This window comes from Blastococcus sp. CT_GayMR20 (assembly GCF_004570345.1).
In genome coordinates this window covers 1-19507 of the sequence record NZ_SPQM01000092.1, presented here as the reverse complement: position 1 = coordinate 19507, position 19507 = coordinate 1, and the positions used below count along the sequence as shown (strand labels likewise).

The following is a 19507-nucleotide window of genomic DNA, read 5'->3' as shown; positions in this document are numbered from 1 at the left end:
CATGATGTCGTGGTCGGCGAAGTGCAGCTGGAAGGAGCTGACACCCGGCAGCGTCCCCGTCGGCGCGCGGATCTCGGCGGGGAAGTTGGGCAGCGTCGAGAGGTCGTTGCCGAAGGACGCCGTCTCGCTGGTGAACCGGTTGCCGGTCAGCTGCATGCCGTCGCCGGAGTCACCTGCCAGGCGGATGACCACCCGGTCGAGGGTGACGACGCTCTTGGTCAGCGGGCTCGGCGGGTTCACGGTGCTGGTCATGCGGTGCCTCCGGGGACGGCGATCGGCAACTGGGCGAGCAGGTGCTCGGCGCGGGCGCGGGCGAGGGGCAGGACGTCGGCATGGGTGAGGACGTACTCCCGCCCCGTCTCCACCGCGTCCAGGACCTGGGCGGCGACGTCCTCGGCGGGCACGCGGGTCAGGGTCAGCCAGGACTTCGCGCCGGGCGCGAGGCTCTCGGCGGGCTCCGTGGCGGGGAGATCGGCCGGTCGGTTGCGGCCCGCGTCGTGGATGCGGCTGGGCACTGGCCCCGGGCACAGCACGGTGACGCCCATGGCCGGCGCCGCCTCGGCGAGCTCCAACCGCAGGGTCTCCGAGAGCCCGACGACGGCGTGCTTGGTCGCGGAGTACGCGCCGTTGCCGCCGCCGGGGATCGTCGTCAGCCCGGCCATGGACGAGGTGTTGACGACGTGCCCGCGGCCGGCCGCGACCATGGCCGGGACGAAGGCCCGCAGCCCGTTGGCGACACCGTGCAGGTTCACGTCGACGATCCACTGCCAGTCCGCGTACGACTGCTCCCAGACCGGCGCCCGGGGAACGATCACGCCCGCGTTGTTGCAGAGGACGTCGACCCGGCCGAACTCCGCCTGCACCTTCGCCGCGAGGCTCTCGAGGTCCTCGGGACGGCGGACGTCCACGCGAGCGCCGAGTGCGGAGGCGCCCGTGGCGGTCAGCTCCTCGACGGCCGCGTCGAGTGGGCCCTGCTCGACGTCGGCCAGGACGACCGCGAGCCCCCGACCAGCGAAGGCGTCGACCAGCGCCCGGCCGATGCCGCTGGCCGCACCGGTGACGACGGCGACCTGTCCCTGCTCCAGCTTCACGACCGCAGCTCCGGGAGGACCGTGGTGCCGAACTCCTCCAGCTGGGCCATCGCCTCGCGGTGCGGCAGGCCCGGCCAGTGCGGCTTGTAGACGAAGTGGGTCATCCCGAGCTCGTCGCGCAGCCCGGCCAGCTCGGCGGCGCAGTCGGCGGCGGTGCCGAGGATGAACTGCTCCTCGATGTTGGCCCGCAGCTCGTCGCCGTCCCCGACGGGGGTGTTCTCGCCGGAGAGCCCCCACTTCTTGTACGTCTCGTAGCGGGCGCGGTACCGGTCCAGCGCCGCCGCCATCCCGGCCTCCCGCGACGGGGCGAGGAGCAGCTCCCGCCGGAGCGGGAAGTCGCCGTCCGTGGAGAGCCCCAGCTCCTGGCGGGTGTCCACGAACAGCCGGCGCAGCTGCGCCAGCTCGGAGTGCGAGGGGAACGGCGGGGCGTACCAGGCGTCGCCCATCCGCGCCGCACGCTTGACCGCGCCCGCGGCCTGGCCGCCGACCCAGACCGGCAGACCGCCCTCCTGCAGCGGACGCACCGACGGCTGGGCGCCGTGCACGCTGTGGAAGCGGCCGGTGAAGTCGACCTTCTCCCCGCTCCACAGTGCCTTGACCAGCTCGAGGGACTCCTCGAACCGGGCGACGCGGGTGCCGGGCTCGACGCCGAACGCGTCGAACTCGTGACCGCTGTAGCCCAGGCCCACACCGAAGATCGCCCGCCCGTCGGTGAGCACGTCGAGGGTGGCCATCTGCTCGGCGATGTCGACCGGGTTGACCATGGACAGCAGCACGATGCCGGTCGCGGTCTGCATCGTCGGCGCGACCTGGCCCATGTGGGTCAGCCACGGCACCGGCTGGAAGTAGCGCAGCTCCGACCCCAGGAAGTGCTGGCCGCAGACCATGAGGTCGAAGCCCAGCTCCTCGGCGGTGCGCACCAGCTCCTCGTGCTGCTGACGTTGCACGCGGGCGTCGACGGTCGCGTCGTAGACGGAGGTGAGCAGGATCCCGAACTTCATGACTCTTCCGATCTTCAGACCAGCTCGGCGGCGGCGAGGGGGGTGTGCAGGTGCGCGCCGAACAGGTCGGTGCAGAACGGGTCGCTGCTGGAGGACCACCGCTGCAGCGACACCTTCGCCGCCTGGATGCGGTCGTCCCACCAGACGCCCTTGACCGTGCGCTCGTCCACGCCGTACGCGGCGGCCACCCCGGCCGGCGTCAGCAGGGCCGCGGACCGGGCCAGCCGGTAGCTGTCCTCGTCGGCGAAGAACAGGTCGATGGTGACCGCGAAGGGCCCGGCGTTCTTGCTGCGGATGATGGCGGCGGCGTCATACAAGCGCATCGGCCCGCTCCTCCCGGTCGGCGGCGCGGGGAAAGGTCTCGACCGACAGCGCGAACGGCTCGAGCGGATCGGCCAGCGGCAGCAGGTGGTAGATCGAGAAGGTGAAGACCTCCGACACCGGGACGACGACCGGCATGATCGGCGCCGCCGCGTTGCCCGCCGTCGTCTTCCGGCCGGGGTAGGGCCCGATGAACAGCCGGATGAAGGCGTAGTAGGCGGCCTCCTTGGCCAGCTCCTCGGTGTCGGCGACGACGTCGACGAGCACGCCGGCCTCGTGCCCGGTCACCGTCGTGTTCGGCTCCAGCGACCCGAGGACGGCGTCCAGGCCGAAGATCCGGGTCGCGACCTTCAGCCGGCCCTCGGCGAACGCGTCGGCGAACCGCGGCGCGGCGGCGACCTGCGCCTCCGCGGCGTCCGCCCAGGTGCGCGCCTGCGCGAGCAGCGCGGGCTCCCGGACGCCGAGCAGCGAGACGGCGCGGTAGCCCTCGCGCCGCGCGCCCTCCATGAGCACCGTGTACGGCGCCTCGTGCCAGACCGCGCCCTCGCACCGGACGCCCAGCTCGGTCTCGGAGTACGTCGCCTCCCCGAGGTCCAGGGTGCCGCCGGGGTTCTCCTCGAGGGTGGGGTGGGCGCGCTCGTAGAACGTGTGCGAGACCAGCGAGCGGACGCTGGCGCGGGCGTGCGCCGACGGCGAGCGCACCTCGAAGCCGGTGGCGTCGACCGCGGCCCAGATCGCGCGGCCGGAGTCGCCCGGGGACAGGCCCAGCCCACCGCACTCGAGCAGCTTCCCGGCGTGCGCGGCCACCGCGGTGGGAATGCCCCGCAGCATCGGCAGGGCCATGAACAGGCCGATGTCCAACGCCCGGCCGGTGACCACGCCGTCGACCCCGCGGGCGAGCAGGTCCATGACCGGCTCGGGGCCGATCAGCGCGACGATCCGCTCGGCGTCGGCGACGTCGGCGAGGGTGAGGTCCGTGTGCCCGGCGCCGTCGGACGCGGGGACGACCGGCGGCCCGTCGGCCACGGCGGCCGCGAGGTAGTCCTTGCCGATCTCGGAGCGGACGACGCCCAGGCGGGGCTGCCAGCCGTTGCGGGCGCACAGCTCGTCGAAGGCGCGCAGGCAGGTCTCGAGGTGCACGTCGCCGCCGGCGATGCCGAACGAGAAGACGAACGGGATGCCGTGCTCGAGCGCGGCCCGGACGTAGGGCTCGACGTTGGCCGCCTGGTTGGCCGACACCTGGTCGCCCGAGCCCAGCCAGTACGGGCCCCAGTCGCTGCCGGTGCCCTGGGCGACGATCACGTCGACGCCCCAGTCCAGCGCCTGGGCGATCTCGTCCTCGATGTCGGCCGCCGGGGCGATGTGGTTGACGAATCCGAGGATGCGGACCTGCTCCGTCATGCCGGTCTCCCTTCCAGCGCGCCGTCCCGGAGGACCCGGCGCAGCACCTTGCCCGCGGCGTTGCGCGGCAGCTCGTCGACGATCCGGACCGTGCGCGGCCGCTTGTAGCCGGCGAGCAGCCCGTCGGTGAACGCGATCAGGTCGTCGGGCGAGACGCTCCCGCGCGGGACGACGGCGGCCGCGACCACCTCGCCCCAACGCTCGTCGGGCAGGCCGAACACCGCGACGTCGGCGACGGCGGGGTTCGTGCGCAGCACCGTCTCCACTTCGGCCGGGTAGACGTTCTCCCCACCGGAGATGATCAGGTCCTTCACGCGGTCGGTGAGGAACAGGTAGCCGTCGTCGTCCAGGTGCCCGCCGTCGCCGGTGCGCAGCCAGCCGTCGGGGGTGAGCAGCTCGGCGGTCTCCGCGGGCAGCCCGAAGTAGCCGGGCGAGTTCTGGGCCGATCGCGTCCACACCTCGCCGAAGGTGTTCGCCGGCAGCCGCTCCCCCGTGCCGGGGTCGCGGATCTCCACCTCGATCCACGGATACGGCCGGCCTGCCGAGCGGTGCAGCGGCGAGTCGGCGGGCAGGTCCTGACCGGGGACGAACTCGGTCAGGGAGCCGGTGGTCTCCGAGAGCCCGTACACCTGGTGCAGCACCGGCCCGAAGAGCCGCAGTGCGGCCTTCTGCGTCTGCGCACTGATCGGCGAGGCCCCGTAGAGGACGGTGCGCAGCGCGGGGAACGTCGTCCCCTCGGGTGCCTCCTCGCAGAGCCGGGCGATCATCGCCGGCACGAGGAACGTGTGCGTCACAGCGTCGTCGGTCAGGTGGCCGAGCAGCGTCTCGGGGGCCGCGTCCCCCGCGAGGACCGTCGTCGCGCCGGCGTGCAGGCCGGCCAGGCCCCAGCTGAGCGCGCCGACGTGGAACAACGGCGTGGCGAGCAGGCTGACGCTCTCGGGTGCGAGCCCCCAGCGCGGAGTCACGCCCGGCACCTTCGTCGCCAGATTGCCGTCGGTGAGCAGCACGCCCTTGGGCCGGCCGCTGGTGCCCGACGTGTACACCTGCAGCACGACGTCGTCCGGCGAGGACGGGACCGCCGGCGCTCCTGCAGGGGCGTCGGCGAGCCAGGCCTCGTACCGGCTCCCGAGGGTCAGGACCTCGACCCCGCTGTCGACCACCGCCCACATCAGGTGCGCGAGCGACGGGTCGGCGACCACCAGCCGGGCACCGGCGTCCGCAGCCACGGCCGCCAGCTCCCCGGGAGCCAGCCGCCAGTTCACCGGCACGGTCACCAGGCCCGCACGGGCGCAGCCGATGAGCACCTCGAAGGTCTCGATCGCGTTCGGCGCCAGTAGCAGCACGCGGTCACCGGGCCGGAGGCCGGCGGCCCGGGAGGCGGCGGCGAACCGGCTCGCCGCGTCGTCCAGGTCGGCGAACGTGACCGCGCGGCCGCGGTGGACGAACGCCGGCCGGCGCCGGTGCCCGGCGGGCACCGACGGCTGGTCGGCGAGGCGGTACGGCGCGTCGGTCATCGGGTCAGGCCGGCGGGCCGAGGTCGGTCGGGAGCGCCTGGATCGCCCGCAGCATCGCGCTGCCGGCGTAGGCCGGCTGGTCGTCGAGCAGCCGCGCCTCGGGGAACCGGCGCAGCAGGGTGGAGAAGACGACATCGCCCTCCAGGCGGGCCAGCGCGGCGCCGAGGCAGTGGTGCGCGCCGAAGGCGAGCGACAGGTGCTCGCGCTTGTTCGCCCGGGTGACGTCGAGCCGGTCGGGGTCGTCGAACTTGCGCTCGTCCCGGTTGGCCGCGCCCATGACGATGATCGCGGTCTGACCGGCCTTGAGCGTCGTCCCGTGCAGCTCGAAGTCCTGGTCGACCACCCGCGGCAGGTAGTGGTGCGGCGAGTCGTAGCGCATCAGCTCGTCCATCGCACCGGCGACCAGGTCGGGGTTGTCGCGCAGCAGGTCCCACTGGTCGCGGTGCCGCTGGAGGTCGAGGAAGCCGTTGCCGAGCAGGTTGGTGGTGGTCTCGCTGCCGCCGAAGAGGATGAGCAGGTACGTGGCGACCAGCTCGTCCTCGGTCATCACCTCCTCCTCGCGGGAGTCGAGCATCAGCTTCGCGAGCTCGGGACCCTCGCCGGTGCGGCGCACCTTCTGCACCGTCTCGCCGACGTAGTCGCGGAACGCGTCGATCGCCTCGTCGGCCTCGCGGAGCGATTTCTCGTCGAGGGAGAACAGCCGGCCGACCGCCTCCGACCACTCCCAGATCAGCTCGCGGTCGCTCTGCGGGACGCCGATCAGGTCGACGATGACCCGCACCGGCAGCTTGTTGGCCAGGTGCAGCTTGATGTCGGGCTGCGGCTGGCCCTGCATCTCCTCGATCAGGTCGTCGACGTGCCGCTGCACCGACTCGCGCAGCAGCTCCATCCGGCGCGCCGTGAACGCGCGGGCCGCGATCCGCCGCAGCCGCTGGTGCTCGTCGCCCTCCTTGCGGGAGAGGAAATGGCTCTCGAAGTCCAGCACCTTGAAGAACACCTCGTGCTGCTCGGCCGGCAGCCGGCTGATCGTGCCCTCGGCCAGCTCCCCCCAGCGGTAGGCGTTCTGCTTGATCGGGTACTTCCCGGCCATCACGTCCTTGACGTCGGCGTACCGGGTGATCAGCGTGGCCGGGCCGCCGTGCCAGCGCACCACCCCGCTGCCCTGCCGCCAGCGGTCGTACATCGGGTACGGCCAGGCGATCGTCTCGGGGTCCGCGCTGAAGAACGCGGTGATCTCCTCGTCCCGCACCGACGTGTCAGCGGCGACGCTCATCGGACCCGCCCTTCAGAGCTGTGATCGGAACAATAGTATTCATGTTCATAGATGCTCGCGGAGGCGCTGTCAATCCACCGGACTTCCCGAGAGCTCGCTGCTGACCAGATAGGCCAGCGTGAGACCCCGCCCGAGCGCGATGCCGCTGTTGTAGCCGGTGCCCACGGTCGTCAGCGCCGCGCACGAACCGACGGCGTAGAGCCCCGCGACGCGCTGTTCCTCCTCGTCGAGGACCCGCCCGTCGCCGTCGATCCGCACCCCGCTCGTGCCGATCGCGGTGCCCACGAACCGCAGCCGCAGCCCGTGGAACGGCGCCTGCTCCACCGGCCCGAGGACGGCGTTCGGCTCGTTGGCCGGATCGCCCGCGAAGCGGCGCACGAACTCCTTGGTGCCGCGACCGAAGTCGGGGTCGATGCCCTTGCGCGCGTTCTCGCTGAAGTCCGCTGCGGTGGCGGCGAGCTGGTCGCCGTCGATACCCAGCGCCTCCCCCAGCTCCTGCAGAGTGGGCGCCGAGGTGACCAGTCCGGCCGGGTACTCCCCGCCCGGCGGGGTGCCCCCGAGGCCGTACTTCGCGTGGTGCTGCTCGTCGAGGACGAGGAAGAACGGCAGGTGCCGGTCGTCGGGGTCCATGGTCTTCTCCACGATGTCGACCCAGAACGAGTCGTCGCAGTACCGGCGGCCGGTGCGGTCGACGATCATGCTGTGCGGCATCGCGTAGTCGGGCCCGTAGGCGTAGCCGACGCCGGTCTCGGTCGGCCACCCCGGCAGCATCGGGATCGCCGTGGCGGGCAGCTGCGCGATGGCGCCGCCGACGCTGCGGGCGAGCCGGATGCCGTCACCCCGGATGGTGCGCGGCGCGACGCTGCCGAAGTCGTCCGGACCCAGGCCCACCAGCTCCTGCACCAGCTCGGGGTCCCAGTCGTAGGTGCTGGTCGCGAGCACCACCGGCCCCCGCGCCTCCACCGGGCCGGTCGGGCTCTCGGCGCGCACCCCCACCACGGCGCCTTCCTCGTCGGTGAGCAGCTCGGTCACGCGGTGCTCGAGGTGCAGGCGGATGCCCGGCTCGCGGAGCACCCGGGCCAGGAAGCTGGCGACGACCCCGGTGCCGAACGTCAGCCGGTCCGGCACCGCGGCCTCGCCGCCCGGTCGGGTCGGCAGCCCGAAGGCCTGGACACCGGCCTGCTCGCCGGCGAAGTCCTCGTCGACGTTCGTCAGCCGCCGGCCCTTGACGAACATCTCCGCGTAGGTCGTGCCGACGGGGAAGTAGGGGCTCACCCGGAGCTTGTCCCGCCACTCCCCCAGGACGTCCGCGTCGATCGGCTCGTTGGTCAGGTAGCGGCCCTCGTGGAAGGCCCCGTCGGCCTCGTCGTGATAGTCGGCGAGGCCCGGGATGACGGCCCAGCGGATGGCGCCGACGTCCTCCCAGTAGCGGACGGCGTCCGGCGACACCTCCAGCCATCGGCGCAGCGCCTGCTCGTCCAGCACTTCCGGGTGGGAGTGGGCGATGGCCCGGACGTACCGCTCGGCGAGCTCGAGGGTGTCGCCCTCGATGCCCTGGCGCACCGCGACGTGGTTGGCGCCGCACCAGACCTGGCCGCCGGAGTAGGCCGCGGCGCCGCCCAGCAGCTCGCCGGCCTCGAACACGGTCACGTCCGTGCCGCGCACGGCCAGTCCCAGCGCCGTGGCGAGGCCCGACAGGCCCGCGCCGACGACGATCACGCCGTCCTGCTCGCTCATCCCAGCTCCTTCACGAATCCACGAACAGGGGGTCCTGCTCGCCGCGTTCTCGATGTCCCGGCGGTTGCGCGGAGGGGACCAGCACCCAGCCGGCCACCGCGGACAGCAGCCCGACCGACCCGACGGCGAGCACCGCGACCACGTAGCCGGACTCGGCGGGCTGACCGCCGACCGGCGTGTGCGCGGCCAGCACGGCGGCGACGCCCGCGGCGCCGACACTGCCGCCCAGCAGCCGCAGGACCTGGTTGACGCCGGTCGCGCTGGCGGTGCGCTCGGCCGGGGTGCGGGCGACGATCAGGACCGGCATCACCGAGTAGGCGATGCCGATGCCGACCCCCATCAGCGCCATCGTCAGGACGACGTGCCAGGTGCGGTCGTGCATCAGGGCGAAGGTGCCGAAGGCCACCGCGGAGACGGCCGACCCGAGCGGCAGCACCACCCGCTCCCCCACCCGGCGGGCGATCGCCCGGGCCAGCGGTGGCGAGAACAGCGTGGCCACCGCCATCGGCGTCATGAGCAGGCCGGTGACGAAGACGGAGTAGCCGAAACCGACGCCGTCCCCGGGTGGCCGCTGGACCAGGAGGATGACGGCGGCTGCCCCGCCGAAGACGCAGACCCCGAGCAGGGTGGCGGCCAGGTTGACGCCGAGCACCCCGCGCGAGCAGGCCAGCCGCAGGTCGATCAGCGGTGCCGGTGTCCGCAGCGAGCGCAGCACCCACAGCGCCAGCAGGACCACCCCGGCCGACGCGGAGGTCAGCGCCGTCGGCGACGTCCAGCCCCAGGCGTCGCCGCGGGCGACGGCGAGCAGCGTCCCTGCCAGCCCGGCGCCGAGCAGTGCGGCCCCGAGCAGGTCGATCCGGACGCGGCGCGTGCCGGGACCGGCCGGGGGCACCCGCCGGAGGACCCAGACGGCGCCGCCCGTGGAGACGAGGAACGCGACGACGAAGGCGAGCCGGTAGTCGACCAGCAGGACGCAGAGCCCCATCACGGGGTTCCCCAGCCCGACGCCGACCGCGATGCTGGTCGACAGCACGCCCAGGGTCCGGTCGAGGACTGACCCGGACAACCACTCCCGCGCGATGCTGACGGTGAGCGGGACCATCGCGTAGCCGAGCCCCTGCAGGGCGCGCCCGGTGAGCAGGCCGGCGAAGGTCGGGACGACGGCGCCGATGAGCGAGCCCAGCGCGACGATCGCCGACGGAGACCTCGACGATGATCGGGCTGCGCTACGGGTTGCAGACGATGTGCGAGGGCGGCGGGATGGCGAACGCCACGCTCTTCGAACTGGCGTGACCGAGCTTGCGAGGTCACGCGGGAACACGGCAGCCCTGATCACGGCCGCGACGAGCGCCGGCGAGGAGCTGCCGTGAGCACCCGGCAGGCGGCGGCCCCCACCACGACTCCCGTCGGGGGCCGGGGACTGATCGCCTGCCTGTCCTTCGCCGCGCTCACCGGCTCGGTGGTGGCGGGGCTCGGCAACCCGATCATCGTCGAGGTCTCCGTCGAGCGGGACGTGTCCCTGGCGGCGGCGCAGTGGACGCTGATCATCACCCTGCTCGTCGCGGTCGTCGCCACCCCGGTGGTCTCCCGGATCGCCGACGGCCGGCTGCGACGGCAGGCGCTCGTCGCCGCCCTGGCGATCGTCGCGCTGGGCTCGCTCATCGGCGCCGTCGTCCCGACCTTCGCCGGCCTGCTCACCGGGCGCGCCCTGCAGGGGCTCGGCTACGCGATGGTCCCGCTCACCGTCAGCATCGCGCGGGAGTGGTTGTCCGGGTCAGTCCTCGACCGGACCCTGGGCGTGCTGTCGACCAGCATCGCGGTCGGCGTCGGGCTGGGGAACCCCGTGATGGGGCTCTGCGTCCTGCTGGTCGACTACCGGCTCGCCTTCGTCGTCGCGTTCCTCGTCTCCACGGGCGGCGCCGTCTGGGTCCTCCGGCGGGTGCCCCCGGCCGGTCCCGGCACGCGCCGCGTCCGGATCGACCTGCTCGGGGCCGCACTGCTCGGCGCCGGGCTGGCAGGGACGCTGCTCGCCGTCGCCCGCGGCGACGCCTGGGGCTGGACGTCGCCGACGGCGCTGACCTCCGCGTCGGCCGGGGTGGTCCTGCTGGCGCTGTGGGTGCTGCGCTCGCTGCGGACACCGGCACCGCTGATCGACCTGCGGCTGGCCTGCTCGCGCGGGGTGCTCGGCGTCAACCTGGCCGCCACCCTGCTCGGGGTCTGCGTCTTCGGCGGGGCAGCCGCCGTCATCCTCCTGGTCCAGCGGCCACCCGGGGACGGCGTCGGTTTCGGCTACTCCGTCTTCGTCACCGGCCTGCTCATGACGCCGATGGCGGTGGCCACGCTGTTCTCGCCACCGCTGGCCCGGGCGATCGCCCGCCGGGTGGGGGAGCGGGTGGTGCTGCCGCTCGGGTCGGCCGTCTCCGCGGTGGCCTTCGGCACCTTCGCCCTGATGCACGACCGCACCTGGCACGTCGTCCTGACGATGGCGCTGATGGGGGTCGGCATCGGCATCGCCTACTCGGTGATGCCGGTCCTGATCGTCGCCCGCACCCCGGCCGAGCGCACCGCCAGCGCGACCGGCGTCAACCAGGTCCTGCGGCTGCTGGGCGGCAGTGTCGGCGCCGCGGGCGTCGCCGCCGTGCTGGCCGCGCACACGCCGGTCGGCGGTCAGCCCGCCGAGTCCGGCTACGTGGTCGCGGTGCTCGCCGTCGGGTCGGTCGGGCTGCTGTCCGCGGTGGCCGGCTGGGTGCTGGTCCCCTCCGCGCAACCGCCGGGACATCGAGAACGCGGCGAGCAGGACCCCCTGTTCGTGGATTCGTGAAGGAGCTGGGATGAGCGAGCAGGACGGCGTGATCGTCGTCGGCGCGGGCCTGTCGGGCCTCGCCACGGCGCTGGGACTGGCCGTGCGCGGCACGGACGTGACCGTGTTCGAGGCCGGCGAGCTGCTGGGCGGCGCCGCGGCCTACTCCGGCGGCCAGGTCTGGTGCGGCGCCAACCACGTCGCGGTGCGCCAGGGCATCGAGGGCGACACCCTCGAGCTCGCCGAGCGGTACGTCCGGGCCATCGCCCACTCCCACCCGGAAGTGCTGGACGAGCAGGCGCTGCGCCGATGGCTGGAGGTGTCGCCGGACGCCGTCCGCTACTGGGAGGACGTCGGCGCCATCCGCTGGGCCGTCATCCCGGGCCTCGCCGACTATCACGACGAGGCCGACGGGGCCTTCCACGAGGGCCGCTACCTGACCAACGAGCCGATCGACGCGGACGTCCTGGGGGAGTGGCGGGACAAGCTCCGGGTGAGCCCCTACTTCCCCGTCGGCACGACCTACGCGGAGATGTTCGTCAAGGGCCGGCGGCTGACGAACGTCGACGAGGACTTCGCCGGCGAGCAGGCCGGTGTCCAGGCCTTCGGGCTGCCGACCCGACCGGGCGGCGAGGCCGCGGTGCCGGACCGGCTGACGTTCGGCACCGGGGTCGTCGCCAGCTTCCTGGCCCGGGTGCTCCGCGAGCCGGGCATCCGCCTGCACCTCGAGCACCGCGTGACCGAGCTGCTCACCGACGAGGAAGGCGCCGTGGTGGGGGTGCGCGCCGAGAGCCCGACCGGCCCGGTGGAGGCGCGGGGGCCGGTGGTGCTCGCGACCAGCACCTACGACTGGGACCCCGAGCTGGTGCAGGAGCTGGTGGGCCTGGGTCCGGACGACTTCGGCAGCGTCGCGCCGCGCACCATCCGGGGTGACGGCATCCGGCTCGCCCGCAGCGTCGGCGGCGCCATCGCGCAGCTGCCCGCCACGGCGATCCCGATGCTGCCGGGGTGGCCGACCGAGACCGGCGTCGGCTACGCCTACGGGCCCGACTACGCGATGCCGCACAGCATGATCGTCGACCGCACCGGCCGCCGGTACTGCGACGACTCGTTCTGGGTCGACATCGTGGAGAAGACCATGGACCCCGACGACCGGCACCTGCCGTTCTTCCTCGTCCTCGACGAGCAGCACCACGCGAAGTACGGCCTCGGGGGCACCCCGCCGGGCGGGGAGTACCCGGCCGGACTGGTCACCTCGGCGCCCACTCTGCAGGAGCTGGGGGAGGCGCTGGGTATCGACGGCGACCAGCTCGCCGCCACCGCAGCGGACTTCAGCGAGAACGCGCGCAAGGGCATCGACCCCGACTTCGGTCGCGGCACCAAGGAGTTCGTGCGCCGCTTCGCGGGCGATCCGGCCAACGAGCCGAACGCCGTCCTCGGGCCGGTGGAGCAGGCGCCGTTCCACGGGCTGCGGCTGCGGTTCGTGGGCACCGCGATCGGCACGAGCGGGGTGCGGATCGACGGCGACGGGCGGGTCCTCGACGAGGAGGAACAGCGCGTCGCGGGGCTCTACGCCGTCGGTTCGTGCGCGGCGCTGACGACCGTGGGCACCGGCTACAACAGCGGCATCGCGCTCGGGCGGGGTCTCACGCTGGCCTATCTGGTCAGCAGCGAGCTCTCGGGAAGTCCGGTGGATTGACAGCGCCTCCGCGAGCATCTATGAACATGAATACTATTGTTCCGATCACAGCTCTGAAGGGCGGGTCCGATGAGCGTCGCCGCTGACACGTCGGTGCGGGACGAGGAGATCACCGCGTTCTTCAGCGCGGACCCCGAGACGATCGCCTGGCCGTACCCGATGTACGACCGCTGGCGGCAGGGCAGCGGGGTGGTGCGCTGGCACGGCGGCCCGGCCACGCTGATCACCCGGTACGCCGACGTCAAGGACGTGATGGCCGGGAAGTACCCGATCAAGCAGAACGCCTACCGCTGGGGGGAGCTGGCCGAGGGCACGATCAGCCGGCTGCCGGCCGAGCAGCACGAGGTGTTCTTCAAGGTGCTGGACTTCGAGAGCCATTTCCTCTCCCGCAAGGAGGGCGACGAGCACCAGCGGCTGCGGCGGATCGCGGCCCGCGCGTTCACGGCGCGCCGGATGGAGCTGCTGCGCGAGTCGGTGCAGCGGCACGTCGACGACCTGATCGAGGAGATGCAGGGCCAGCCGCAGCCCGACATCAAGCTGCACCTGGCCAACAAGCTGCCGGTGCGGGTCATCGTCGACCTGATCGGCGTCCCGCAGAGCGACCGCGAGCTGATCTGGGAGTGGTCGGAGGCGGTCGGCCGGCTGTTCTCCCTCGACGAGAAATCGCTCCGCGAGGCCGACGAGGCGATCGACGCGTTCCGCGACTACGTCGGCGAGACGGTGCAGAAGGTGCGCCGCACCGGCGAGGGTCCCGAGCTCGCGAAGCTGATGCTCGACTCCCGCGAGGAGGAGGTGATGACCGAGGACGAGCTGGTCGCCACGTACCTGCTCATCCTCTTCGGCGGCAGCGAGACCACCACCAACCTGCTCGGCAACGGCTTCCTCGACCTCCAGCGGCACCGCGACCAGTGGGACCTGCTGCGCGACAACCCCGACCTGGTCGCCGGTGCGATGGACGAGCTGATGCGCTACGACTCGCCGCACCACTACCTGCCGCGGGTGGTCGACCAGGACTTCGAGCTGCACGGGACGACGCTCAAGGCCGGTCAGACCGCGATCATCGTCATGGGCGCGGCCAACCGGGACGAGCGCAAGTTCGACGACCCCGACCGGCTCGACGTCACCCGGGCGAACAAGCGCGAGCACCTGTCGCTCGCCTTCGGCGCGCACCACTGCCTCGGCGCCGCGCTGGCCCGCCTGGAGGGCGATGTCGTCTTCTCCACCCTGCTGCGCCGGTTCCCCGAGGCGCGGCTGCTCGACGACCAGCCGGCCTACGCCGGCAGCGCGATGCTGCGGGCGATCCAGGCGCTCCCGACCGACCTCGGCCCGCCGGCCTGACCCGATGACCGACGCGCCGTACCGCCTCGCCGACCAGCCGTCGGTGCCCGCCGGGCACCGGCGCCGGCCGGCGTTCGTCCACCGCGGCCGCGCGGTCACGTTCGCCGACCTGGACGACGCGGCGAGCCGGTTCGCCGCCGCCTCCCGGGCCGCCGGCCTCCGGCCCGGTGACCGCGTGCTGCTACTGGCGCCGAACGCGATCGAGACCTTCGAGGTGCTCATCGGCTGCGCCCGTGCGGGCCTGGTGACCGTGCCGGTGAACTGGCGGCTGGCTCCCGGGGAGCTGGCGGCCGTGGCTGCGGACGCCGGTGCCCGGCTGGTGGTCGCCGACCCGTCGCTCGCGCACCTGATGTGGGCGGTGGTCGACAGCGGGGTCGAGGTCCTGACCCTCGGGAGCCGGTACGAGGCCTGGCTCGCCGACGCCCCTGCAGGAGCGCCGGCGGTCCCGTCCTCGCCGGACGACGTCGTGCTGCAGGTGTACACGTCGGGCACCAGCGGCCGGCCCAAGGGCGTGCTGCTCACCGACGGCAATCTGGCGACGAAGGTGCCGGGCGTGACTCCGCGCTGGGGGCTCGCACCCGAGAGCGTCAGCCTGCTCGCCACGCCGTTGTTCCACGTCGGCGCGCTCAGCTGGGGCCTGGCCGGCCTGCACGCCGGCGCGACGACGGTCCTCGCGGGGGACGCGGCCCCCGAGACGCTGCTCGGCCACCTGACCGACGACGCTGTGACGCACACGTTCCTCGTGCCGGCGATGATCGCCCGGCTCTGCGAGGAGGCACCCGAGGGGACGACGTTCCCCGCGCTGCGCACCGTCCTCTACGGGGCCTCGCCGATCAGTGCGCAGACGCAGAAGGCCGCACTGCGGCTCTTCGGGCCGGTGCTGCACCAGGTGTACGGGCTCTCGGAGACCACCGGCTCCCTGACCGAGTTCGTCCCCGGTCAGGACCTGCCCGCCGACTCGCCGCTGCACCGCTCGGCAGGCCGGCCGTATCCGTGGATCGAGGTGGAGATCCGCGACCCCGGCACGGGGGAGCGGCTGCCGGCGAACACCTTCGGCGAGGTGTGGACGCGATCGGCCCAGAACTCGCCCGGCTACTTCGGGCTGCCCGCGGAGACCGCCGAGCTGCTCACCCCCGACGGCTGGCTGCGCACCGGCGACGGCGGGCACCTGGACGACGACGGCTACCTGTTCCTCACCGACCGCGTGAAGGACCTGATCATCTCCGGTGGGGAGAACGTCTACCCGGCCGAAGTGGAGACGGTGCTGCGCACGAACCCCGCCGTCGCCGACGTCGCGGTGTTCGGCCTGCCCGACGAGCGTTGGGGCGAGGTGGTCGCGGCCGCCGTCGTCCCGCGCGGGAGCGTCTCGCCCGACGACCTGATCGCGTTCACCGACGGGCTGCTCGCCGGCTACAAGCGGCCGCGCACGGTCCGGATCGTCGACGAGCTGCCGCGCAACGCCGCGGGCAAGGTGCTGCGCCGGGTCCTCCGGGACGGCGCGCTGGAAGGGAGACCGGCATGACGGAGCAGGTCCGCATCCTCGGATTCGTCAACCACATCGCCCCGGCGGCCGACATCGAGGACGAGATCGCCCAGGCGCTGGACTGGGGCGTCGACGTGATCGTCGCCCAGGGCACCGGCAGCGACTGGGGCCCGTACTGGCTGGGCTCGGGCGACCAGGTGTCGGCCAACCAGGCGGCCAACGTCGAGCCCTACGTCCGGGCCGCGCTCGAGCACGGCATCCCGTTCGTCTTCTCGTTCGGCATCGCCGGCGGCGACGTGCACCTCGAGACCTGCCTGCGCGCCTTCGACGAGCTGTGCGCCCGCAACGGCTGGCAGCCCCGCCTGGGCGTCGTCCGCTCCGAGATCGGCAAGGACTACCTCGCGGCCGCCGTGGCCGACGGGCCGCCGGTCGTCCCCGCGTCCGACGGCGCCGGGCACACGGACCTCACCCTCGCCGACGTCGCCGACGCCGAGCGGATCGTCGCGCTGATCGGCCCCGAGCCGGTCATGGACCTGCTCGCCCGCGGGGTCGACGGCGTGGTCACCGGCCGGGCGTTGGACATCGGCCTGTTCATGGCCCTGCCGATGCTGCGGGGCATTCCCACCGCGGTGGCCGCGCACGCCGGGAAGCTGCTCGAGTGCGGTGGGCTGGGCCTGTCCCCGGGCGACTCCGGCCGCGCGATCTGGGCCGCGGTCGACGCCACCGGCTTCGAGGTGCGCTCGCCGTCGGCGCACGCCCGCGCCAGCGTCCGCTCGCTGGTCTCGCACACGTTCTACGAGCGCGCCCACCCCACCCTCGAGGAGAACCCCGGCGGCACCCTGGACCTCGGGGAGGCGACGTACTCCGAGACCGAGCTGGGCGTCCGGTGCGAGGGCGCGGTCTGGCACGAGGCGCCGTACACGGTGCTCATGGAGGGCGCGCGGCGCGAGGGCTACCGCGCCGTCTCGCTGCTCGGCGTCCGGGAGCCCGCGCTGCTCGCGCAGGCGCGCACCTGGGCGGACGCCGCGGAGGCGCAGGTCGCCGCCGCGCCGCGGTTCGCCGACGCGTTCGCCGAGGGCCGGCTGAAGGTCGCGACCCGGATCTTCGGCCTGGACGCCGTCCTCGGGTCGCTGGAGCCGAACACGACGGTGACCGGGCACGAGGCCGGCGTGCTCGTCGACGTCGTCGCCGACACCGAGGAGCTGGCCAAGGAGGCCGCCTACTACGCCTTCATCCGGCTGTTCATCGGGCCCTACCCCGGCCGGAAGACGACGGCGGGCAACGCGGCGGCGCCGATCATGCCGGTCGTCGTCCCGGTGTCGGAGGTCTTCACCTTCTCGATCTACCACCTGCTGCCGCTGGCCGATCCGCTCGAGCCGTTCGCGCTGTCGGTCGAGACCTTTCCCCGCGCCGCCGACCGGGAGGAGCGGGCCGATGCGCTTGTATGACGCCGCCGCCATCATCCGCAGCAAGAACGCCGGGCCCTTCGCGGTCACCATCGACCTGTTCTTCGCCGACGAGGACAGCTACCGGCTGGCCCGGTCCGCGGCCCTGCTGACGCCGGCCGGGGTGGCCGCCGCGTACGGCGTGGACGAGCGCACGGTCAAGGGCGTCTGGTGGGACGACCGCATCCAGGCGGCGAAGGTGTCGCTGCAGCGGTGGTCCTCCAGCAGCGACCCGTTCTGCACCGACCTGTTCGGCGCGCACCTGCACACCCCCCTCGCCGCCGCCGAGCTGGTCTGAAGATCGGAAGAGTCATGAAGTTCGGGATCCTGCTCACCTCCGTCTACGACGCGACCGTCGACGCCCGCGTGCAACGTCAGCAGCACGAGGAGCTGGTGCGCACCGCCGAGGAGCTGGGCTTCGACCTCATGGTCTGCGGCCAGCACTTCCTGGGGTCGGAGCTGCGCTACTTCCAGCCGGTGCCGTGGCTGACCCACATGGGCCAGGTCGCGCCGACGATGCAGACCGCGACCGGCATCGTGCTGCTGTCCATGGTCAACCCGGTCGACATCGCCGAGCAGATGGCCACCCTCGACGTGCTCACCGACGGGCGGGCGATCTTCGGTGTGGGCCTGGGCTACAGCGGTCACGAGTTCGACGCGTTCGGCGTCGAGCCCGGCACCCGCGTCGCCCGGTTCGAGGAGTCCCTCGAGCTGGTCAAGGCACTGTGGAGCGGGGAGAAGGTCGACTTCACCGGCCGCTTCCACAGCGTGCACGGCGCCCAGCCGTCGGTGCGTCCGCTGCAGGAGGGCGGTCTGCCGGTCTGGGTCGGCGGCCAGGCCGCGGGCGCGGTCAAGCGTGCGGCGCGGATGGGCGACGCCTGGTACGCCCCGCCGTTCCCCTCGCACTCCGAGCTGGCGCAGCTGCGCCGGCTGTTCGTGGACACCCGCCAGGAGCTGGGGCTCTCCACGGACGGCGACTTCCCGCTCCGGCGGGAGCTGCTCCTCGCCCCGTCGCGGGAGGCCGGGATGGCGGCGGCGCTGGACCGGTACCGCGCCCGCTACGAGACGTACAAGAAGTGGGGGCTCTCCGGCGAGAACACCCCCGTCGGGGACGGCGACGAGCTGCGGGCCAACATCGAGGAGCAGTTCATCCTCGGCACCGCCGCCGACTGCGCCGCCGAGCTGGCCGGGCTGCGCGACGAGCTCGGGATGACCCACTTCGTCTACAAGCCGCACTGGCCGGGCCTGCCGCACCGCGAGGCGATGGCCCAGCTGGAGGAGTTCGGCACCACGGTCCTCCCGGAGCTGCGGTCGTGAAGCTGGAGCAGGGACAGGTCGCCGTCGTCACCGGTGCGGCCAGCGGCATCGGCCGGGCGCTGGTCGACGCCTTCGCTGGTCGGGGGCTCGCGGTCGTCCTGGCCGACGTCGAGCAGGGCCCACTCGACGCGGCCGTCGAGGAGCTGACCGCCACGGGCGCCTCCGCACTCGGCGCTCGCGTGGACGTCCGCCGTCCCGAGGACCTCGAGAGCCTCGCGGCGAAGGTGCAGGCGGAGTTCGGCCGGGTCGACGTCCTCTGCAACAACGCGGGCGTGATCGTTCCCCGGGCGCCGGTCTGGGAGCAGTCGTACGCGGACTGGCAGTGGATCGTCGACGTGAACCTGCACGGTGTCGCCAACGGGCTGCGGGCCTTCGTCCCGGCCATGGTCGCGGCCGGCCGCGGGCACGTCGTCAACACCTCGTCCATGGCCGGGCTGACGACGATCCCCGGCGGCGGCAACGGCGCGTACTCCGCGACCAAGCACGCCGTCGTCGGGCTCTCGGAGACCCTGCGGTTGGAGCTCGCCGAGGCGGCGCCGGCCATGGGCGTCACCGTGCTGTGCCCGGGGCCAGTGCCCAGCCGCATCCACGACGCGGGCCGCAACCGACCGGCCGATCTCCCCGCCACGGAGCCCGCCGAGAGCCTCGCGCCCGGCGCGAAGTCCTGGCTGACCCTGACCCGCGTGCCCGCCGAGGACGTCGCCGCCCAGGTCCTGGACGCGGTGGAGACGGGGCGGGAGTACGTCCTCACCCATGCCGACGTCCTGCCCCTCGCCCGCGCCCGCGCCGAGCACCTGCTCGCCCAGTTGCCGATCGCCGTCCCCGGAGGCACCGCATGACCAGCACCGTGAACCCGCCGAGCCCGCTGACCAAGAGCGTCGTCACCCTCGACCGGGTGGTCATCCGCCTGGCAGGTGACTCCGGCGACGGCATGCAGCTGACCGGCAACCGGTTCACCAGCGAGACGGCGTCCTTCGGCAACGACCTCTCGACGCTGCCCAACTTCCCCGCCGAGATCCGCGCGCCGACGGGGACGCTGCCGGGTGTCAGCTCCTTCCAGCTGCACTTCGCCGACCACGACATCATG

Annotated in this window: 16 protein-coding genes and 2 pseudogenes; 9 read left to right on the top strand and 9 right to left on the bottom strand. The window is 73.2% G+C overall.

From position 1 onward, the window contains the following. The 9 genes and pseudogenes from E4P40_RS18685 to E4P40_RS18645 form a co-directional block, all read right to left on the bottom strand. Nucleotides 1-252: pseudogene (locus tag E4P40_RS18685) on the bottom strand (2-oxoglutarate ferredoxin oxidoreductase subunit alpha); the annotation flags it as partial. Then, nucleotides 249-1091, bottom strand: coding sequence for an SDR family NAD(P)-dependent oxidoreductase (locus tag E4P40_RS18680; RefSeq protein WP_135160000.1), 843 nt, complete (start codon nt 1089-1091; stop codon nt 249-251). The gene E4P40_RS18680 and the pseudogene E4P40_RS18685, both read right to left, overlap by 4 nt. Then, on the bottom strand, nt 1088-2092 hold the full coding sequence (locus E4P40_RS18675) for an LLM class flavin-dependent oxidoreductase (protein ID WP_135160001.1): 1005 nt from the start codon (nt 2090-2092) through the stop codon (nt 1088-1090). Before E4P40_RS18675 ends, E4P40_RS18680 begins: the two co-directional genes overlap by 4 nt. Before the next feature lie 14 nt (nt 2093-2106). Further along, nucleotides 2107-2415, bottom strand: a complete 309-nt coding sequence (locus tag E4P40_RS18670; RefSeq protein ID WP_135160002.1) for a DUF4387 family protein — start codon at nt 2413-2415, stop codon at nt 2107-2109. Next, nucleotides 2402-3814: an acyclic terpene utilization AtuA family protein gene (locus E4P40_RS18665; RefSeq protein WP_135160003.1), complete on the bottom strand. Its 1413-nt coding sequence runs from the start codon at nt 3812-3814 to the stop codon at nt 2402-2404. Before E4P40_RS18665 ends, E4P40_RS18670 begins: the two co-directional genes overlap by 14 nt. After that, on the bottom strand, nt 3811-5328 hold the full coding sequence (locus tag E4P40_RS18660; RefSeq protein ID WP_167762295.1) for an AMP-binding protein: 1518 nt from the start codon (nt 5326-5328) through the stop codon (nt 3811-3813). Before E4P40_RS18660 ends, E4P40_RS18665 begins: the two co-directional genes overlap by 4 nt. Before the next feature lie 4 nt (nt 5329-5332). Beyond that, a complete protein-coding gene (locus tag E4P40_RS18655; protein ID WP_135160005.1) occupies nt 5333-6601 on the bottom strand; it encodes a cytochrome P450 in 1269 nt (422 codons plus the stop codon). A 69-nt stretch (nt 6602-6670) separates the two neighbouring features. Next, on the bottom strand, nt 6671-8338 hold the full coding sequence (locus tag E4P40_RS18650) for an FAD-dependent oxidoreductase (RefSeq protein WP_135160006.1): 1668 nt from the start codon (nt 8336-8338) through the stop codon (nt 6671-6673). 10 nt (nt 8339-8348) lie between these two features. After that, a complete protein-coding gene (locus E4P40_RS18645) occupies nt 8349-9659 on the bottom strand; it encodes an MFS transporter (RefSeq protein ID WP_245160429.1) in 1311 nt (436 codons plus the stop codon). 45 nt (nt 9660-9704) lie between these two features. On the opposite strand from E4P40_RS18645, the gene E4P40_RS18640 reads away from it, so the two are divergent. The 9 genes and pseudogenes from E4P40_RS18640 to E4P40_RS18600 all read left to right on the top strand — a co-directional run. Then, entirely contained in the window at nt 9705-11159 is a 1455-nt protein-coding gene (locus E4P40_RS18640) for an MFS transporter (protein ID WP_135160007.1), read from the top strand. Between the two features lie 10 nt (nt 11160-11169). Beyond that, nucleotides 11170-12837, top strand: coding sequence for an FAD-dependent oxidoreductase (locus tag E4P40_RS18635; RefSeq protein ID WP_135160006.1), 1668 nt, complete (start codon nt 11170-11172; stop codon nt 12835-12837). Nucleotides 12838-12906: 69 nt separating this feature from the next. Then, the gene (locus tag E4P40_RS18630) at nt 12907-14175 is read left to right on the top strand and encodes a cytochrome P450 (protein ID WP_135160005.1); all 1269 of its coding nucleotides are present in this window, start codon (nt 12907-12909) and stop codon (nt 14173-14175) included. A gap of 4 nt (nt 14176-14179) precedes the next feature. Next, the gene (locus tag E4P40_RS18625; RefSeq protein ID WP_167762295.1) at nt 14180-15697 is read left to right on the top strand and encodes an AMP-binding protein; all 1518 of its coding nucleotides are present in this window, start codon (nt 14180-14182) and stop codon (nt 15695-15697) included. Next, a complete protein-coding gene (locus E4P40_RS18620) occupies nt 15694-17106 on the top strand; it encodes an acyclic terpene utilization AtuA family protein (protein ID WP_135160003.1) in 1413 nt (470 codons plus the stop codon). Before E4P40_RS18625 ends, E4P40_RS18620 begins: the two co-directional genes overlap by 4 nt. After that, nucleotides 17093-17401 (top strand): DUF4387 family protein, encoded by a 309-nt coding sequence (locus tag E4P40_RS18615; protein ID WP_135160002.1) that lies wholly within the window; start codon nt 17093-17095, stop codon nt 17399-17401. Before E4P40_RS18620 ends, E4P40_RS18615 begins: the two co-directional genes overlap by 14 nt. 14 nt (nt 17402-17415) lie before the next feature. Then, nucleotides 17416-18420 carry an LLM class flavin-dependent oxidoreductase gene (locus E4P40_RS18610; RefSeq protein WP_135160001.1) on the top strand — a complete coding sequence of 335 codons (1005 nt, stop codon included), beginning with the start codon at nt 17416-17418 and terminating at the stop codon, nt 18418-18420. Then, nucleotides 18417-19259, top strand: coding sequence for an SDR family NAD(P)-dependent oxidoreductase (locus E4P40_RS18605; protein WP_135160000.1), 843 nt, complete (start codon nt 18417-18419; stop codon nt 19257-19259). The genes E4P40_RS18610 and E4P40_RS18605 overlap by 4 nt, the downstream gene beginning before the upstream one ends. Continuing rightward, nucleotides 19256-19507, top strand: a pseudogene (locus E4P40_RS18600) (2-oxoglutarate ferredoxin oxidoreductase subunit alpha); the annotation flags it as partial. The gene E4P40_RS18605 and the pseudogene E4P40_RS18600, both read left to right, overlap by 4 nt.

What these genes read in the sequence shown, in the direction of transcription:
- E4P40_RS18665 (WP_135160003.1), bottom strand. Translation starts at nt 3,814, where the DNA reads ATGACGGAGCAGGTCCGCATCCTCGGATTCGTCAACCACATCGCCCCG.
- E4P40_RS18675 (WP_135160001.1), bottom strand. Translation starts at nt 2,092, where the DNA reads ATGAAGTTCGGGATCCTGCTCACCTCCGTCTACGACGCGACCGTCGAC.
- E4P40_RS18660 (WP_167762295.1), bottom strand. Translation starts at nt 5,328, where the DNA reads ATGACCGACGCGCCGTACCGCCTCGCCGACCAGCCGTCGGTGCCCGCC.
- E4P40_RS18670 (WP_135160002.1), bottom strand. Translation starts at nt 2,415, where the DNA reads ATGCGCTTGTATGACGCCGCCGCCATCATCCGCAGCAAGAACGCCGGG.
- E4P40_RS18630 (WP_135160005.1), top strand. Translation starts at nt 12,907, where the DNA reads ATGAGCGTCGCCGCTGACACGTCGGTGCGGGACGAGGAGATCACCGCG.
- E4P40_RS18615 (WP_135160002.1), top strand. Translation starts at nt 17,093, where the DNA reads ATGCGCTTGTATGACGCCGCCGCCATCATCCGCAGCAAGAACGCCGGG.
- E4P40_RS18620 (WP_135160003.1), top strand. Translation starts at nt 15,694, where the DNA reads ATGACGGAGCAGGTCCGCATCCTCGGATTCGTCAACCACATCGCCCCG.
- E4P40_RS18655 (WP_135160005.1), bottom strand. Translation starts at nt 6,601, where the DNA reads ATGAGCGTCGCCGCTGACACGTCGGTGCGGGACGAGGAGATCACCGCG.
- E4P40_RS18635 (WP_135160006.1), top strand. Translation starts at nt 11,170, where the DNA reads ATGAGCGAGCAGGACGGCGTGATCGTCGTCGGCGCGGGCCTGTCGGGC.
- E4P40_RS18625 (WP_167762295.1), top strand. Translation starts at nt 14,180, where the DNA reads ATGACCGACGCGCCGTACCGCCTCGCCGACCAGCCGTCGGTGCCCGCC.
- E4P40_RS18610 (WP_135160001.1), top strand. Translation starts at nt 17,416, where the DNA reads ATGAAGTTCGGGATCCTGCTCACCTCCGTCTACGACGCGACCGTCGAC.
- E4P40_RS18650 (WP_135160006.1), bottom strand. Translation starts at nt 8,338, where the DNA reads ATGAGCGAGCAGGACGGCGTGATCGTCGTCGGCGCGGGCCTGTCGGGC.